This window comes from Robinsoniella sp. RHS, assembly GCF_001029355.1.
GTDB classification, from domain to species: Bacteria; Bacillota; Clostridia; order Lachnospirales; family Lachnospiraceae; genus Robinsoniella; species Robinsoniella peoriensis.
On sequence record NZ_JNGB01000101.1, the window covers coordinates 1 to 18,188 of the forward strand.

Consider the following 18,188-nt stretch of genomic DNA (forward strand, 5'->3'; position numbering starts at 1 on the left):
TCGATTTATATCAAAAGTTGCGAATACCAAAATTTGAGTTATCGCTGTTAAGTATTGAACCATAAGTAGAGTATATATTTTTATTATAAAACTTGACACAGGAGTATAACTATGTTATTATATGACTATAAAAATAGTCGACTATTATTATAGTGGTAAATGTTAATGATCAGTAATTTTTATTCAACGTACGATATCTATATGAACTATGATTTTGTAACAACTAACAAAGTTAAAGGAGATAAAATGATGTGGAAAAAAAAGAAATTTAGAGGTTTATCATTACTATTAACATTAATTCTACTATTGACTTTTTCAATGAACGTATTTGCATCAGATAAGACTGGTAATGTAGAGGAAGAACAAATTGTTTTTAAAGATTTGAATATAAATCCGGTGCAAGAATATACAGGAATTAATGAAAGGGGGGAAGCGTATACGATTAAAATCGAGCCTTCTACTACAAGAGCTACAAATGCATGGAAAATTTCATATACAGCAGTCTTATTTAACTGTTGGTTTACCGTACAATTAACCAATAATAAGGTAACTACAGTATGGGATGAAGGCTATACAACTATCGGATGCAATGTTACGAGTGAAAGTTTAACTAAGACTTCTACATATGGACAGTATAGACTTGGGGTACAGTCTTGGGATGGGGTTATTTCTTTTTCAGGGTATTTAAGAGCTACGGCAACTGGAAGTGGAAATGATGTAACGGTGTCAAATACATTTTAAAATTATAAAATGAGGGAAAATTATTGACTATTTTAATTGGAATTTGGGGTATAATAAAGCTTTTGTTACTAATCTATATCATTTATTTGTTAAGAAAATATTTAGCAAATAGAAAATAGATGATAAAGATAGAAAAAGGGGCTATCGGGAAATTAGACAGCCCCTTTGTGTGTAGGTTTAATGTATACTAATCATCAAATAGTTCATGTATACACATAAGCAGTTCTCTGTTTTTTACTGCTGACATAAAACAAAACCGGAAATACTGATTTCCCAAAAATGGAAATGTAGAACAGTCCCGGATCATAAGTCCTCTGCGAATGGCATACTCAAAGACATCCTTTGAGGTTATGCCATTTTTCAATATACGGACCAGTATAAAGTTTGCAGTGGGCGGATAAGCTTTAATTCCGTTTATGAGAGATAGCTCATGAACAATATTGTCCCGTTCTGAAAAGATAAGTTTTTTTGAAGCTGAAATATATTCCGTATCAGAAAACATCAGTTTTCCCGCAGCCTCTGCAAGGCTATTGATTGTCCAGGGATTTTTCTTTTTGCTAACTTCTTTGATAAGATCCAGGTTGCCCGTTATGGCATATCCGAGACGAAGGCCGGGAGCAGCAAAGAATTTGGAAATGCCCCTCAATATTACAATGTTATTGTAATAATCGGTCAGTGGAACGCTGGTAATTTCCAAATGATCCGGTACAAATTCTACATATGTTTCATCCACCATAACGAAGATATTATTCTGTTTACAACAGTCTAGAATTTTACGCATATCATTGCGGCAGATTGATGTAGAGGTAGGATTATTGGGATTACATAAAATCAGCAGGTCAATCTGTTCATTTAATTTATTCATCAGGTCATCCGCCTGCATCTGAAAATCATTGGATTCTTTCAGTGGATAGTAGAGGGAGATACCGCCGTCCAGAGAGATTTCACGTTCATATTCGGAATAAGTGGGCCCCAGAATCATCGCTTTTTTCGGATGCCGTATCTGTATCATCAGGGAGATTAATTCCGTTGAACCATTTCCAACGATGATGTGATCCGGATCACAGCCTGCATAGGTTCCGATGGCCCTGCGAAGTGCGGTATATTCCCGATCCGGATAAGTGGTAATAACATCTATGTGGGCGGCCAGAGTCTGGCGCAGCTTGGGCGAAACTCCCAGGGGGTTTACATTGGCGCTAAAACTGGTAATGTTTTCTTTTTTAATGCTATAGGCATATTCAATTGTTTCTAAGTCACTTCCATGAAAATGGTCTGCGGGGGTTAGCATAGTGTTCATCCTTTCCTTTGGCATATCTGAATGTTTTATGATTAAATCCGGTATGAAACATCAATAACCAAGATTTTCTCCAATCAGGATTACTTTAATACGCCCTTTGAATCGATTATAGCGAATAATCAGTGTCTGACTGCAGATACATTCCTTAGAAGTACAGTCTGAACAGACGCCAGTCAGTCCGCAGGGGGTTTTCATTTTCAGACGCATTGCGTTTGGCGGTGCGGCTTGGGTATGTATACGTTCCAGGGCACTTGCCTCGTCTTTGGCAGCTTTATTCATGCCCACCAGTAATATAACATGGTCAGGTCCATAAGTCAGGGCGGCAACCCGGTTTCCGGTACCATCGATGTTGACCAGTTTACCGTCCAGCGTGATGGCATTGGAGCTCATATAATAATAATCTGCACTCAATGCCTGACGATACATGGCTTTGGTTTCTTCGGGTGTTACAGCCTGTGAACGGTCAATCAGTGTCAGACCGGAGGCTTTCAGGGCATCCATCATCCCGCATTCAGTCAGTGTCATAGAACCTCCCCAGGATACAACAGCACAATCCGGTAAGAAACTCATTGCCTTTTTAACTGCGCTTTTGCTGTCAGGGCAGTAGTAACCCTCCATATTTCGTTTTTCCAGGTTCTTAATAATGATTGAAGCCTGTTTTTCATAGAATTCCTGCATAGGTGTCATGAATTTCAATCTCCTTTCTGGTGTAGGGATCAATCTGCAGCTAATTGTTACTGCAATTCCTATAATTATATGTTATGATAAGACTTATATAAATTATACGGTGGGATCAGCACCTTGTAAAGGAGTTATTAAGGAGATTCTTTTTGAAAGGATCTATTTGTTACTGTTCAAACCGTGCCGTGATCAGCGCTGCATGGCATCGGAGCTGGCAAAGTGATGGTCTCAGGGTATCCGTCCCTCGCCGAAGGCGACTTTACAAGGATAGGTGCACTGTAACATCTATTTGAAAAAGAAGTTGAAAATAACAGAAACACAAAGTATAATGTATCAAAGAGACAATTTGCAGAGGCAGCCGTTTGAACGGCTGTTTTGCGTGCAATGAATATTGTAAGCAGGCTTACGATATTCGTGCGGTCAAAGTGTGAAAGAAAAACACTTTTAAAGTGTAAACAAGTTCATACTGCTTATTTGGACAATATCGCAAGCAAGCTTGAGATATGGATGTTCGAAAGGTTGAAAGAAAATTATAAAATAGGTATAAGGTTGAAAGAAAATTATGATATAGAAAGGATGCCACGGTGTGATTCTTTCAACCTGTTTTATTGTGGCAGTATTGCAGGCAAGCCTGTAATATGCAATAGGTATAAATATGAAAAAAATTATTGATATGATTACGGATGAAATGACAGTCGCTTTTACCGAGGCAGGATATGATGCATCTTATGCAAAAGTAACCATCTCTAATCGTCCGGATCTGTGCGAATACCAGTGTAACGGAGCAATGGCAGCTGCTAAAGTGTATAAGAAAGCGCCGATTATGATTGCCAACGGAGTTGTGGAGAAGCTGGCAAAAAGTGAAGTGTTTGAAGAAGTAAATGCGGTGAATCCGGGTTTTATTAATTTGAAATTGACAAAAGAATATCTGGCTGCGTATATGAGAGAAATGCAGGCAGATGAATATTTATCCATAGAAAAGACGAAAGAGCCAAAGAAAATTATTATTGATTACGGCGGTCCAAATGTTGCAAAACCACTTCACGTAGGTCATCTGCGTTCTGCCATTATCGGGGAAAGCATTAAGCGAATGGGAAAGTTCCTGGGACACGAAATGATCGGAGATGTACATCTTGGTGACTGGGGGCTTCAGATGGGACTGATTATAACAGAACTCAAGAAGAGAAAACCGGAACTGGTGTATTTTGATGAAAACTTTACCGGTGAGTATCCTGCACAAGCACCATTTACCATTTCTGAATTGGAAGAAATTTATCCTGCGGCAAGTACTTATTCAAAAGAACACCCGGAATATAAAGAGGAAGCAATGCAGGCAACTTATCTGCTTCAGCAAGGGCACCGGGGATACCAGGGGATCTTAAAACATATCCTGGAGGTATCTGTTACGGACTTGAAGAGAAATTATGAAAATTTAAATGTTCATTTTGATTTATGGAAAGGCGAGTCTGATGCTCAGCCTTACATTCCGGACATGGTTCAGTATATGAAAGAAAATGGATATGCGCATATTGATGACGGTGCGTTGGTAGTAGATGTCAAAGAAGAAACAGATACCAAAGAGATTCCGCCATGTATGATATTAAAATCAGATGGAGCGTCTCTTTATAATACAACTGACCTGGCTACAATTGTAGAACGTATGAAGCTATATCATCCGGATCATATTATTTATGTGGTAGACAAGCGCCAGGAGTTATATTTCACACAGGTATTTCGCTGTGCAAGAAAGACAAAGATTATTCAGGACGATACGGATCTGACCTTTGTAGGCTTTGGTACTATGAACGGAAAAGATGGTAAGCCTTTTAAGACCCGTGAAGGCGGCGTTATGAGACTGGAAAACCTGATCACCAGCATTAATGATGAAATGTTCCGTAAAATAACAGAAAATCATGAAATTGATCCGGAAGAGGCCAGAAAGACGGCTAAGATTGTTGGTCTGTCCGCAGTTAAATATGGAGACTTATCCAACCAGGCTTCAAAAGATTACGTATTTGATGTGGATCGTTTTACATCATTCGAAGGAAATACAGGCCCATATATCCTTTATACCATTGTTCGTATAAAATCTATCCTGAACAAATATCAGGAAAATGGGGGAAAATTAGGAGCCTATGCAATTGGTGAACCGGTAAGCGACAGTGAAAAATCACTGATGCTTGAATTATCCAAGTTTAACAATGTAATGGAAAATGCATTTGAGGAAATCGCACCCCACAAGATCTGCTCTTATATCTATGATTTGGCAAATGCGTTTAACCGCTTTTATCATGAGACAAAAATTTTGTCAGAAGAGGACGAGAAACAAAAAGGAAGCTATATCCAGCTGCTTCTGCTGGCAAGAGACGTACTGGAAAGCTGTATTGATGTCTTAGGATTTTCTGCACCTGAGAGAATGTAAAATAGCAGAGCCTGTCTGAAAACTTGTGGACAGGCTCTGAAACTTATTCTGTGTTATGTAAACTTTGTGCATACTGCCACTAGACATTTTTAAATAAATGTAGTAGAATGACAAAATCTAATCGCGGTACTTACCGCATCAAATAAATTCAATAACGTTTCGTTATATTTCCATTTAGCAGTACAACAGAATAAAGGAGTTGAGGAAAACTGGAGATTGGGGCTTTAGTTGACGGCAAATACAGGATCTTAAAACCTTTGGGTTCCGGAGGAGAGGGAAGTGTTTTTTTGGCGTTGAATGAAAATGCGTATAAGTTTTGGGCAATAAAGATTGTGGCGAAGGGCAGAGATGGAGTGGAGCTGGAATTGTGGAAGCATTTTTCCCATCCGAATCTGCCCGAAGTTATCGATGTAATTGAAACAGAATCCGAGATATTGATTGTAATGGATTATGTGGAAGGGAGAAATGTAGCAAATATTTTAAAAGAAACAGGAAAAGTGAAACCTCGCCAGGCAGTCATATGGGGTATACAGATTTGCAGGGTTTTGCATTACCTTCATAGTCAGGAACCGCCTGTAGTCTATGGAGATCTGAAACCGGACAATATGATATGCCGCGCTGACAAAAGTCTGGTTTTAGTAGACTTTGGTACGGTCTCACCCTTCGTTAAGGAAAGTAGTTATCACGGGGGACATTATGGGACAAAAGGATATGCGGCGCCGGAACAATACGATGGTACATGTGTTGTGGATACCAGAGCCGATATATATAGCCTGGGAGTGACCTTATTCCAGCTGGTTACAGGAAAACTGCTGCTGTCCGGAATTGGCAAGGAGGATTGGAAATTGTGCCCGGGGTATTTTGGTTTAAAAAAAATAATTTGCAAATGTATGAGATTTGACAGAACTCAGAGGTTTTCTGGGATAGAGTCTTGTGAAAGAGCACTTCAGGGGATTTTGTGGTGGAGGAAAGCAAGGTTCCTGTTTGTTGCTGCTGCGTTTATTATAATATTTTCAGCAGGGAGTCAGTTACAGCTGGAACAGGGGGAATTAACTAAGGAACAATCATATGAGGAGTATCTGAAAGAAGCTAAATTTAATGTCTATGAAGAGCAGAAAAAAAACTGCCAATCTGCAATATTCTTAAATCCCGTTCGGGAAGAAGCATACCAGCAATTAATTGAAATATTTTTGGAAGACGCAATACTGACGGAAGAGGAGGATATCTTTCTGCGAAAGGTTTTAAAAGAAAAGTCAGAGGGAGATACCAGGAGTCATGAAGAAGCTTTGCGCACAGATGAAGGAGCATTCCTTCGGGTTTCTTATGAACTGGGAATGGCATATTGGTATTACTTTGAGGGAGACGGCGGAAAATCTTATGCAGCCAGATGGTTTTTAAATATAGCGGAGGCTGCGGAAAGTATAGGGAATACAGAAATTACAGGAATTACACAAAATCAGAGAAAAAGAGCAGCGGTTTTAGCGAAGATAGGAAGCTATTACAGCAGAATCCGAAACAGGAGAGAGGATGAAACAGAGAATATCTCCTATCTGACATTCTGGAAAGACTTGATGGAAATCTATGATATTCAGGAGAGTGATACGGATGCGGATAAAGTAAATTTACTGCTATGGGAGGAAATTTCGGCACAGATCTATTATTTTGCCGATCGATTTTGTCAGGCTGGATTGGAGAAAGCAGTTTTAGATAAAATTTTACTGGAGATAAAAGATAAAGTGCAAATCAATGATAACAGGCCGGTAAGTAAGGAGATAGAAGTTTTAGAAAAGGATATTTTGAAAAATATAGAACTGGCAATAGAAAGTGTAGAAAGAATTTATAATAATTTTAAGAAAGAAGGGGAAAAGGAATGAGATATTTTAAAACAGGTATTTTAATTGGGGCAGTTTTTCTTTTGCAGGCGGGGAATAAAGCTGCAGCATTTATTAAATCCGAAACTCAAACCGGGATCAAATCGGAAGTACAGACGGAAAGACAAACCGAAACCCAATCAGAGACGGGTTCCGAGATTCAATCGGAAAGCCAGACAGAGACGGAATCCGAGATTCAATCGGAAAGCCAGACAGAGACGGAATCCGAGACGCAATCGGAAAGCCAGACAGAGACGGAATCCGAAACTCATTCGGAAAGCCAGACAGAGACGGAATCCGAAACTCAATCGGAAAGCCAGTCAGAGATGGAATCCGAGACGCAATCAGAAACCCAGACAGAGTCAGAAACAGAATTACCGCGTGAAGTTATCGTAGAAAATTTAAAAACGATTTACAAGGGTGACAGCAGAGAATTTGATGATACTGATCGGGTAGAACTAAAAGCGGATGTGAGGGGCCTTCCTGAAGGAATGCAGGTATTATTAGCAGGTAAGTCAAAGCACAGAAGGGTTGGAACCTGGGAAGTGGAAGTCTCGTGTAAGCTGACGGGTAAGGATTCAGAAAAATATTCCGTAAAGGTTGAAAAAAACAGTTTAAAAGTACATATAGTACCCAGAGTGTTAAATATCAGAATTGCAGAGGGAAGAAAACCGTACTTCTCAGAGAACAACATTCAACTTCTGGAATTTGATGAAAGCCCGGATGAAATCGTAAAGGTAAGCGGGTTTGTGAAAAATGGGAAGGCAGTGAAAGAGTCCCCGAAAGGATTTCAAAAACCCGGGATAACCATAGATGAGCGGATATTAAAACCTGACAGTCCTATGTATGATCAGGGAGCACTTAAGAAATACGGCAGGGCATTGGTTGTAAAAAGAGACAAAAAGGGCAATATTACAGGAAATACAACGGATAATTATTGTTACGACCTGCAAAAAGATTCGGCGCTTTATCATCCGGGAAGCGTTACGCTTGTGAAAAACAGTGTGAGCGAAATAAAGGACTATCAGGTTCTTCCGGAATCCCAGGAAGGATTTTTGCGAAATGGGGATGGCAAAATATTAGTAAAAAAGGGAATGCGCCTTAAGATTATTCCGAATGAGAGAGCGGGATATAATCAGGTAATCATAAGTAATGAGCTGAAGGAAAATGGGGTATTTTCTTTTGAATTGGAGAGAAGAGATGAAACAGGAAAATTATTAGCCCAGTCTGGAAAACAGAGTGTAACCTATGAAGTTGATGACCAGCCCCCAACAGGATTGACCATTTTGGCAAATGAAAAAAAACTTTCGTCAGGTACGGGTGAAAGAGCGTTCTTTAATGGCAACGTAAGATTAAAGTTTACCGGATATTTAGATGTACATGCAGGTATCCGCTCGGTTCAGTATTGGATATCGGAGATTACAGAGGGGAGTCGCCAGAAGTTATCTGGTATACAAGAAAGTTATGAAAGCCAAAAAAGTTTATGGAGAACTGGGATCAGCGCTGAGCTGGTTAAGGAGGGTGAATATCAGGTATTTGTGAGAGTGGAAGACAACGTTGGAAATGCATCGTTCTTTGGTGGAAATACTATTTTGATTGATAAGACAACTCCACGAATAACCGTTGATGGTGTGTCGGATCTAAGTGCCAACAGTGGGGTGTTAGAGCTTCGTATCCAATGTGAGGATGATTATTATTGGAAAGGCAGTCTGGAGACAGTACTCATAGGAGAAAAGAACGGGGAAAAGAAGTTAAAATACGAAAGAAAAAAGTTAGATAGAGGAGAACTGTTAATTTTTGAACAGATACCTGAGAAGAAAGAATGGGATGACTATTATGTGCTTTATATATCAGCGGGTGACCAGGCTGGTAATATAGCGGCCAGGGAAATTCAATTTTCGGTAAACCGGTTTGGGTCAGTATATACGTTGGGGAAGGAAACCAGGGAACAGATGGATAATTATTACTGCAGAAAACCTTTTGATGTGGAAATTAGGGAAGTGAATGTAGATAAGCTTGAAGAGGCGCAGTTGACGATTACGCGGGATGGGGAACTTCGGATATTAAATCGGGATAAAGAGTATCTGGTTAAAAAAATAGAAGGGAAGTATGGGTATAAGGAGTACCGTTATATAATACCGGCAAAAAATTTCCAGGAGGAAGGAGCCTATGCAGTTTCTCTAAATTCTATAGATATGGCAGGTAATGTAGGTGATAATAAACTGCAGAAAAAATATATAGAGTTTGTAATAGACAAAACACCTCCGTCTATCATGATCGCCGGACTGGATGATAAATCATTTTATCCGGAGGAGGTCAGAGATGTTGTCATAGATGCCAGGGATAATGCAGCCCTTCAGAAGATGCTGGTTTATTTGGACGGTGACTTAATCAAAAGCAGTTTAAATCAGGAGACTTCTTTTACTATCCTGCAGAAGGATAAATGGCGTGATTTGGAGGTTCTGGCTATCGATAAGGCGGGGAACGAAGCAAAAAAGAAGATAGCTTTTTGTATTAGTAAAACAGATAATGGAAGGATTGCTGTTCCGCAGTCTCTGGAACATTTTAAGGAAAAGAAATTATTCGGGAAAGGAGATAAAGAAATAATGGGAAAAGAAACATTTACCATACCGGAGGTTATAAATCAGGAAGGGAAGCAGGAGGATATGAATGATGAGGAAAGTGGAGACAAGAAAAATATGAAGAATGAGTTCAAAGGAGAGGATAAGAAGAAGGGAACCGGATATGTTCATTTTGGAATCAAAGCACTTATGATAATCTCCGGAGCCTTAATTGGAGCTTTTTCTTATCGAAGATGGGGAAGAAGACGTTCAAAAGAATAGACTTTTTACTTATGGTATGCTATTATTTTCTTCAAGAGGTGAGAATAAAATGCATGACGAAAGAAAAAAGGTCGTTAAAAAGATACTAACGGCAGCTGGAGTTGTAGTCGGTACCTGTGCGATATCTGCAGGATCATTTTTTCTGGTAGATTCCGGACTGGCATTTTTAAATACAAAAATTGAAAAAAGTGATGTTACCGAAAAATCATCAGAGATTCAGCAAACCAATAGTGATAAGGAAACAGAGCTTATCGCCAAGAGCAAAGATTCTTTTATTGTACCGGAAGAAAAAACAGGTACAGAAAAAGAGACTGATAAGAAAACAGATGGGGAAAAGACCGGAGGGGAAACTTCCGGTACTGGAAGTGAAAATACCGGAAGTTCTGATAATGGTGACAGCAGCTCATCGGGTAATGGATCCAACGGTTCGGGTTACAATGGAACTTCGGATTATAATGGAAATTCTGATTCTAACGGAGGAACAGACGGAAGTGGGAATTCACAGAATGGTAATTGGGAAACTCCTCCTGCCAGTACGCCGCAGACGGAGGCTCCACAGACAAATCCACCGCAGACAGATCCACCGCAGACAGAAGCTCCGCAGACAAATCCACCACAAACGGATGCACCGCAAACGGATGCACCGCAAACGGATCCGCCGCAGACAGATCCGCCACAGACAGAAGCGCCGCCTGCAGCCTGGGATGATACCTATTTCTTCCCGGATACGGCAACCAGATATATTACAGAAAATGAATTATACAATATGACTGACAGGGAAATTGCAATAGCCAGAAATGAGATATTTGCACGCCATGGACGTAAATTTACCAAACAGGAATGGACTGATTACTTTAATACGAAAACCTGGTATGTTCCAACTTATGATCCGGAAACTTTTGACTCTATGGACTTACTGAATGATTTTGAAAAGAAAAATCTGAAAGTAATTCTTGCCTATGAAGAAAAGAGATAGAGGAGGAAAAGTAATGGACAAGCAGCAGCAGTACAAATGGCGGAAGCATCGGAAGAATAAAAGAATACTTACGGCATGGTTAGTTTGTGCCGGCGTTCTGTCAGCGGCAGCAGCATTTGTATATCAGGGAACCTATGATAGCAATCCGCAGAAAAGTGCAGAGCGCTACATTAAAAATGAAAAGAATATTGAAACTTATACCGTACAGTCCGGAGAACGTAATCTAAGTGAAGAGGGTAAAATTGTACAGACTTTTACCTTCACCTATACTCCGAAAGACAGTAAAGACCCCATAACAGAAACAGTAGATCTTATACGTCAGGATAAAAAAAGATACGGTATGTTTGAACGCTGGGTATGTAATGACCATGTTGACGAGGCAAAGAATGTAAAGATTACAGTACCTGTGGATTCTAAAGTTATGTTGGATCATAAGACGCTGGACAGTAGTCTGGTTATAGAAGATGAGAAAATGACAGCGGGAGCTAAATCATATGTGTTACCATACCTTGAAAAAAAGGAATACCAATTAAAGGTAACAGGACTGCCGTTTGAGATCTATGAGACGAAATGGAAGCCGGACCAGGATTCAAGTACCATAGATGTCAGAGGTGAATGTAAGCTTAGTGAAAATGCAAAGACTCAGATGCAGGAGCTGGGGAAGCAGGCGCTGAAAGAATTTTTTTCAGCGGCAGTTCAAAAGCAGACGGTTCAGGCTCTCGGCAGCACCTTTGATAAAGTGCAGGATAAAGAGACTTTACTGAAGACAGTTACCGGAAATCTGTTTTCGGATCCGGGTCTTGTGATTAAGCATCTGGAATTCAGCGGGTTTAGCAGTACTTACGGTGAGCCATATTATCCGGAGGCTAAGGATGAAAGTTATATTGGAATTGAAGTTAAGACAAAATATAATTGTAAATATACCGGTAACCGTATTACGGAAGGTGAAGATGGGGACACTGAAACAGAAGAGTCCCAGTCTTATGCCAAAGAGGTAAAATTCTATTTTATTTATCAAGGTGGAAAGTGCTATTTGAAATCAATGGAGATTCCTAATTTATTTTAAAACACGCTTTGGGCTGGTATTTTAAATATTTTCAACTTCTGTTTTATATCCATAAAAAGGAAAAACAGAACCTGGAAATGATAAAATACTAGCCCTTATGTAATGAACTGAAAAATGTGAAATTATATGAGAATTATTAACAGTCTCTGGAGAAAGGAACGAAAAATGCATAGAAATTTAGTGAAATGTATGGGAGCAGCGATGGTTATTGTGTTATTGACAACCGGTTGTACGTTTTCTGGTAACGGTGAAAATACGAATAAAGGAGAGACTGTAACGGAAACTGTAACGGAAACTATAACGGAATCTTTGAGTGGCAGTATGAACGCAAAGGAGACAGGAACGGAAAATGAAAATCAGACGAATTCAAATCAGAAAAAGTCAGAGAAAGAGTCTGAAAATCAGGCAGTAACGGAACTAAAGGAGTCAGAAAATACGGAAAAGAACGATAGTAATGCCAATATTAAGGAAACCGAAGAGACAAAGGCTCAGGGACCGATTGTTGCTGTAGATGCAGGACATCAGGGACCGGGACAGGATATGAGCAGGACGGAAGCAAACGGTCCTGGCTCTGAGGTGATGAAAGCACGTCTTGCTACCGGTACCACAGGAAGTGTATCCGGCCTGGATGAATATGAATTGAATCTGGACGTATCTTTGAAACTTCAGTCTGAGCTGGAAAAACGTGGTTATCAGGTGGTAATGACAAGGACAACCCATGAAGTGGATCTGGGAAATATTGACAGGGCAACGATTGCCAATGAGGCGGGAGCGGATATTCTGGTGCGTATTCATGCAAATGGATCTGAGGACAGCAGTGTTGCCGGTGCACTTACCATGGCGCCGACACAGTCAAATCCGTATGTGGGAAGCATATCAGAAGAATGTATGCGTTTGTCCCAATGTCTGATTGACCGCTATTGTGAAGCCACAGGGCTGATTAACCGGGGCATTCTGGCAGAGGATGAGATGACAGGCATTAACTGGAGCCAGGTACCGGTTACGATACTGGAAATGGGATTTATGACAAATCCGGGAGATGATGCATATATGGCAGATGCTGCTAACCAGGACGTTATGGTACAGGGGATTGCCAATGGCATTGATGATTATTTTGGAAGATAGGGCGAGTTTAAAACAGGCTCCAGAGTATCAGCACACACACTGGAGTAACAAAGGAAACTGCAATAAGCCGGAGGTGTATGTATGATATTTGAAAATGTTACCGGAGTTCTTATTCCGATTTTGATTCATTTTTTGGCGTCCGCAGGCGTGGTGACTGTGTTTGGAAGCAGATTTGATTCAGCACTGCTGACAACGCTGTCGGCGCTGATTGTTCTTCCTGTGGTTTGTTTTCTATATTGGAAGGATGGACAGCTTTATGGACGGAATAAGGATAATCCGGATCACAAGCCAGTATGGACTTATCTGCTGATTATTCTGATGGCAGTATTCAGCAATCAGATTTTATCCTATCTGATTAACCTGATACAGGTGGATAGAGTATTCTCTAATGCAGCTCAGGAGGCATTGTTTGGAAGCGGTCTTTGGATACAGATCATTGGTGTCGGGATTCTGGTGCCAATTATGGAAGAGTACCTGTTTCGAGGGTTGGTGTATAAGCGTTTAAAACGGTTTGTCAGATCCAAAAAAATGGCAGTATTTCTGGGAGCCTTTATATTCGCGATTTATCATGGAAATATGATTCAGTTTTTGTTTGCTCTGCCCATGGCACTTCTGCTGATATGGGTTTATGAAAAATGGGGAACCATTAAGGCACCAATTGTCTTTCATATTGCGGTTAATTTATCCTCCGTGTTATTCAGCGCATTCCTGTAAATTGGGGGGGGCGCTGAGAAAGATGCCATGGTCCGTCCCCTTCTCTTTTCGAACACTATCTCCAGCTTCAAGGCGTCCCCTTTCATAGCTAAACCCAACTTGATGAAATTGTTCGCGGTAGTATTAGTCTTCAAAAACATCCTTACAATATATATAAAATTAAGACAATATAGTTCTTGCGGGAATTTAGAGTCAGATTTCAAAAAAATATTTGGTAAAAATCTTTAATGATACCCTGCCTAATGTTTTTGGGGGAGCAGCAAAAATAAAGTATTAGCAAAAATAATCTGATAATAATGACTGGGTTTATGAAAAAGACGAATAATCTGACAATAACGCAAAAATTAATGGTTTACAGATGAAAAAAATAGGTGTATATTATGTTCAGAGAAAAACGAGAGAAAGGAACGATAATATGACGACACAAAATCGAATATTGCGATCCGGGTGTAACGGGCTGTACAGACAGACGTTTGAACACGATAACTGCGGCATAGGCGCCGTTGTGAATATCAAAGGTGTGAAGACCCATGAGACCGTAGAGAATGCATTAAAGATTGTAGAAAATTTAGAACATAGAGCTGGCAAAGATGCCGAAGGAAAAACAGGTGACGGTGTAGGAATCCTATTACAGATTTCTCACAAATTCTTTTCGAAAACCTGCAAATCCCTCGGCATCTTTTTAGGTTCTGAGAGAGAATATGGAATTGGAATGTTTTTCTTTCCACAAGATGAATTAAAGAGAAATCAGGCAAAAAAGATGTTTGAAATCATTGTGGAAAAGGAGGGACTGGAACTTCTGGGATGGAGGGCGGTACCTACTGTTCCGGAGGTATTGGGACACAAAGCATTGGAATGTATGCCCTGTATTATGCAGGCATTTATCAAAAAACCAAATGATGTAAAGAAAGGTCTGGACTTTGACAGAAGGCTTTATGTAGCGCGCCGTGTATTTGAACAGAGTAATGATAATACCTATGTGGTATCTCTTTCCAGCAGGACCATCGTGTATAAAGGGATGTTTCTGGTTGGCCAGCTTCGTACTTTCTTTGCAGATCTTCAGTCCCCGGACTATGAATCTGCGATTGCTACCGTACACTCCAGATTCAGTACGAACACCAATCCCAGCTGGCAAAGAGCCCATCCGAACCGTTTCATTGTGCATAATGGTGAAATTAATACGATCAGAGGTAATGCGGATAAGATGCTGGCAAGAGAAGAGACAATGGTATCCCCGCATTTACAGGATGAATTACATAAGGTTCTTCCTGTTGTAAATACACAGGGGTCTGATTCGGCGATGCTGGATAATACGCTGGAATTCCTGGTTATGAGCGGTATGGATCTGCCGCTGGCTGTTATGATTATGATCCCGGAACCCTGGGATAATAACCGGAACATGACACAGTCTAAGAAGGATTTCTATCAGTACTATGCTACTATGATGGAACCCTGGGACGGGCCGGCATCCATTCTTTTCAGTGATGGGGATATTATGGGGGCAGTGCTTGACCGCAATGGATTACGGCCTTCCCGTTATTATATTACGGATGATGGATATATGATCTTATCTTCCGAAGTTGGCGTTCTGAACATTGATCCCGCAAAAATTGTATTAAAAGAACGACTGCATCCGGGAAAAATGCTTCTGGTTGATACCGTAAAAGGTGAAGTGGTGGATGATGATACCTTAAAAGAACGCTATGCAAAAAGCCAGCCCTATGGCGAATGGATTGACAGTTATCTGGTACAGCTGCGTGACCTGAAGATACCAAATACAAAGGCACATGAGTACCAGGCGGAAGAATTGGCAAGACTGCAAAAAGCATTTGGCTATACCTATGAGGAATACCGCACTTCCATCTGTAACATGGCTTTAAATGGTGCAGAAGGAATCGGAGCCATGGGCGTGGATACACCGATTGCTGTTCTATCAGAAGAGCACCAGCCATTATTTAACTATTTTAAACAGCTGTTTGCCCAGGTAACCAATCCTCCCATTGATGCAATACGCGAGGAAGTCGTAACATCTACTACGGTTTATGTGGGGAAGGATGGAAATCTGTTAAAAGAGCAGGCGGTGAACTGCCAGGTGCTCAAAGTCCAAAACCCGATTTTAACCAATACGGATATGATGAAAATTAAAAACATGAAGGTAGAAGGCTTTCAGGCAGCGGAAGTACCTATCACATATTATAAAAGCACCAGTATTGTCAGAGCAATTGAGCGGCTGTTTGTGGAAGTGGATAAGGCCCATCGGGATGGTGCAAATATTCTGGTTCTGTCTGACCGGGGAGTAGATGAAAATCATGTTCCCATACCTTCGCTGCTTGCGGTATCCGCGGTGCACCAGCATTTGGTGAAGACGAAAAAAAGAACCTCACTTGCGATTGTTCTGGAATCGGGAGAGCCAAGAGAAGTACATCACTTTGCAACACTGCTGGGATATGGAGCCTGTGCAATTAATCCTTACCTGGCACAGGAAACGATCCGCCAGCTGATTGACTGCCAGATGCTTGACAAAGATTATTATGCGGCGGTAGATGATTACAACAATGCCGTACTGCATGGTATTGTGAAGATTGCTTCTAAAATGGGTATTTCCACAATTCAATCCTATCAGGGGTCACAGATTTTTGAAGCAGTGGGAATTGACCCGGATGTAGTGGAAAAATATTTTACCAATACGGTCAGCAGGATCGGCGGAATTACCCTGGAGGACATTGCCAAAGATATGGATGAGCTGCATTCGGCTGCATTTGATCCGCTGGGACTTGGAGTGGACCTGACACTGGACAGCATTGGAAGACATAAAATGAGAAGCCAGGGAGAAGAGCACCGTTACAATCCCAGAACGATCCATCTCCTTCAGGAATCCACAAAACTGGGCAGCTACGAGTTATTTAAACAGTATACACAGATGGTGGATCAGGAAGAATCGGGCTATCTGAGGAGTCTTTTAGATTTTAAATATCCGGAAAATGGCATACCCCTTGAAGAGGTAGAAAGTGTGGATTCCATTGTTCAGAGATTCAAGACCGGAGCCATGTCATACGGATCTATTTCTCAGGAAGCACATGAGACACTGGCGATTGCCATGAACCGTCTGCATGGAAAATCCAACAGTGGTGAAGGCGGTGAGAGCGACGAACGTTTGAAAACGGGGAAAGACGGCATGAACCGTTGTTCCGCGATTAAGCAGGTTGCCAGCGGTAGATTTGGAGTCACCAGTAAATACCTGGTAAGTGCAAAAGAAATTCAGATTAAAATGGCTCAGGGAGCAAAACCGGGAGAAGGAGGACATTTACCGGGACAGAAGGTCTACCCATGGGTTGCTAAGACCAGACATTCCACACCGGGTGTCAGCCTGATATCGCCGCCCCCTCATCATGATATCTATTCCATCGAAGATCTGGCACAGCTGATCTACGACTGTAAAAATGCAAATAAAGAAGCCAGAATTTCGGTAAAACTGGTAGCGGAAGCAGGAGTAGGTACCGTTGCGGCAGGTGTGGCAAAAGCAGGTGCCCAGGTAATTCTGATCTCCGGGTATGATGGAGGTACCGGTGCTGCACCCAGAAGTTCTATTCACAATGCCGGACTGCCTTGGGAATTAGGTCTTGCTGAGACTCATCAGACATTGATTATGAACGGCTTGCGTAATAAAGTAGTGATCGAAACAGACGGTAAACTCATGAGCGGAAGAGATGTGGCGATTGCGGCACTCTTAGGTGCGGAAGAATATGGATTTGCTACAGCACCGCTGGTAACCATGGGATGCGTCATGATGCGGGTATGTAATCTGGATACCTGCCCGGTAGGAGTGGCAACCCAGAATCCGGAGCTTCGTAAGCGTTTCCGCGGAAAACCGGAATATGTCATGAATTTTATGAAATTTATTGCGGAGGAACTGCGGGAGTATATGGCGAAACTGGGTGTTCGTACTATAGATGAACTGGTAGGAAGATCAGATTTGTTAAAACGAAAAGCAGACATCGCTAATAAAAAAGCTTCCAAAGTGGATTTAAGCGCAATTATCAATAACCCCTTTGTAAAAGAGGGAATGAAAGTGACCTTTGACCCGGCTCAGGTTTACAATTTTGAACTGGAGAAAACAGCGGATGAGAAAATTCTGGTAAAAAAATTAAATGGAGCGCTTTCGAATAAGCAGAAGAGAAGCATTGAAGTAGATGTAATCAATACAGACCGCTCTTTTGGTACGATATTTGGTTCTGAAATCACGAAAATGTATCCGGAAGGACTGGAGGAAGACACCTACACCGTGAAATGTAATGGAGCAGGGGGACAGAGCTTTGGGGCATTTATACCAAAGGGGCTTACCCTGGAACTGGTAGGTGACAGTAACGATTATTTTGGCAAAGGGCTGTCCGGCGGCAAGTTGATTGTATATCCTCCTAAGAGTGCGAAGTTTAAACAGGACGAAAATATTAT

The 18,188-nt window shown here is 41.0% G+C and carries 11 protein-coding genes; 9 read left to right on the forward strand and 2 right to left on the reverse strand.

Annotated features, from left to right (window positions below; genetic code table 11):
* Positions 1-246: 246 nt before the first annotated feature.
* Positions 247-741: a DUF5626 family protein gene (locus RHS_RS23575; RefSeq protein WP_156042846.1), complete on the forward strand. Its 495-nt coding sequence runs from the start codon at positions 247-249 to the stop codon at positions 739-741.
* Positions 742-928: 187 nt separating this feature from the next.
* On the opposite strand, the gene RHS_RS23580 is transcribed toward RHS_RS23575, so the two are convergent.
* Both RHS_RS23580 and RHS_RS23585 read right to left on the reverse strand, forming a co-directional pair.
* Positions 929-2,029, reverse strand: a complete 1,101-nt coding sequence (locus RHS_RS23580; protein ID WP_047834537.1) for a histidinol-phosphate transaminase — start codon at positions 2,027-2,029, stop codon at positions 929-931.
* Between the two features lie 60 nt (positions 2,030-2,089).
* Positions 2,090-2,725: an LUD domain-containing protein gene (locus RHS_RS23585; protein WP_047834538.1), complete on the reverse strand. Its 636-nt coding sequence runs from the start codon at positions 2,723-2,725 to the stop codon at positions 2,090-2,092.
* A gap of 649 nt (positions 2,726-3,374) precedes the next feature.
* Between RHS_RS23585 and argS the strand changes: the two genes are divergently transcribed.
* The 8 genes from argS to gltB all read left to right on the forward strand — a co-directional run.
* Complete coding sequence (gene argS, locus RHS_RS23600; protein WP_047834540.1) at positions 3,375-5,141, forward strand: arginine--tRNA ligase; 1,767 nt, start codon at positions 3,375-3,377, stop codon at positions 5,139-5,141.
* 245 nt (positions 5,142-5,386) lie between these two features.
* Positions 5,387-7,015 carry a serine/threonine protein kinase gene (locus RHS_RS31795; RefSeq protein WP_395023444.1) on the forward strand — a complete coding sequence of 543 codons (1,629 nt, stop codon included), beginning with the start codon at positions 5,387-5,389 and terminating at the stop codon, positions 7,013-7,015.
* Positions 7,012-9,855, forward strand: a complete 2,844-nt coding sequence (locus tag RHS_RS23610) for a hypothetical protein (protein ID WP_047834541.1) — start codon at positions 7,012-7,014, stop codon at positions 9,853-9,855. The genes RHS_RS31795 and RHS_RS23610 overlap by 4 nt, the downstream gene beginning before the upstream one ends.
* A 49-nt stretch (positions 9,856-9,904) precedes the next feature.
* Complete coding sequence (locus RHS_RS23615) at positions 9,905-10,831, forward strand: YARHG domain-containing protein (RefSeq protein ID WP_047834542.1); 927 nt, start codon at positions 9,905-9,907, stop codon at positions 10,829-10,831.
* Between the two features lie 13 nt (positions 10,832-10,844).
* Positions 10,845-11,897, forward strand: a complete 1,053-nt coding sequence (locus RHS_RS23620; RefSeq protein WP_047834543.1) for a hypothetical protein — start codon at positions 10,845-10,847, stop codon at positions 11,895-11,897.
* A 165-nt stretch (positions 11,898-12,062) separates the two neighbouring features.
* Positions 12,063-13,022, forward strand: coding sequence for an N-acetylmuramoyl-L-alanine amidase (locus RHS_RS23625; protein WP_395023442.1), 960 nt, complete (start codon positions 12,063-12,065; stop codon positions 13,020-13,022).
* An 81-nt stretch (positions 13,023-13,103) separates the two neighbouring features.
* On the forward strand, positions 13,104-13,736 hold the full coding sequence (locus RHS_RS23630) for a CPBP family intramembrane glutamic endopeptidase (RefSeq protein ID WP_044293153.1): 633 nt from the start codon (positions 13,104-13,106) through the stop codon (positions 13,734-13,736).
* Positions 13,737-14,151: 415 nt separating this feature from the next.
* The coding region (gene gltB / locus RHS_RS23635) for a glutamate synthase large subunit (protein ID WP_047834544.1) at positions 14,152-18,188 on the forward strand (4,037 nt) is incomplete at its 3' end.

Bases quoted from the DNA above. Each gene is read 5' to 3' on its own strand.
- RHS_RS23575 (WP_156042846.1), top strand. From the start codon at position 247: ATGATGTGGAAAAAAAAGAAATTTAGAGGTTTATCATTACTATTAACA.
- RHS_RS23580 (WP_047834537.1), bottom strand. From the start codon at position 2,029: ATGCTAACCCCCGCAGACCATTTTCATGGAAGTGACTTAGAAACAATT.
- RHS_RS23585 (WP_047834538.1), bottom strand. From the start codon at position 2,725: ATGACACCTATGCAGGAATTCTATGAAAAACAGGCTTCAATCATTATT.
- argS (WP_047834540.1), top strand. From the start codon at position 3,375: ATGAAAAAAATTATTGATATGATTACGGATGAAATGACAGTCGCTTTT.
- RHS_RS23610 (WP_047834541.1), top strand. From the start codon at position 7,012: ATGAGATATTTTAAAACAGGTATTTTAATTGGGGCAGTTTTTCTTTTG.
- RHS_RS23615 (WP_047834542.1), top strand. From the start codon at position 9,905: ATGCATGACGAAAGAAAAAAGGTCGTTAAAAAGATACTAACGGCAGCT.
- RHS_RS23620 (WP_047834543.1), top strand. From the start codon at position 10,845: ATGGACAAGCAGCAGCAGTACAAATGGCGGAAGCATCGGAAGAATAAA.
- RHS_RS23625 (WP_395023442.1), top strand. From the start codon at position 12,063: ATGCATAGAAATTTAGTGAAATGTATGGGAGCAGCGATGGTTATTGTG.
- RHS_RS23630 (WP_044293153.1), top strand. From the start codon at position 13,104: ATGATATTTGAAAATGTTACCGGAGTTCTTATTCCGATTTTGATTCAT.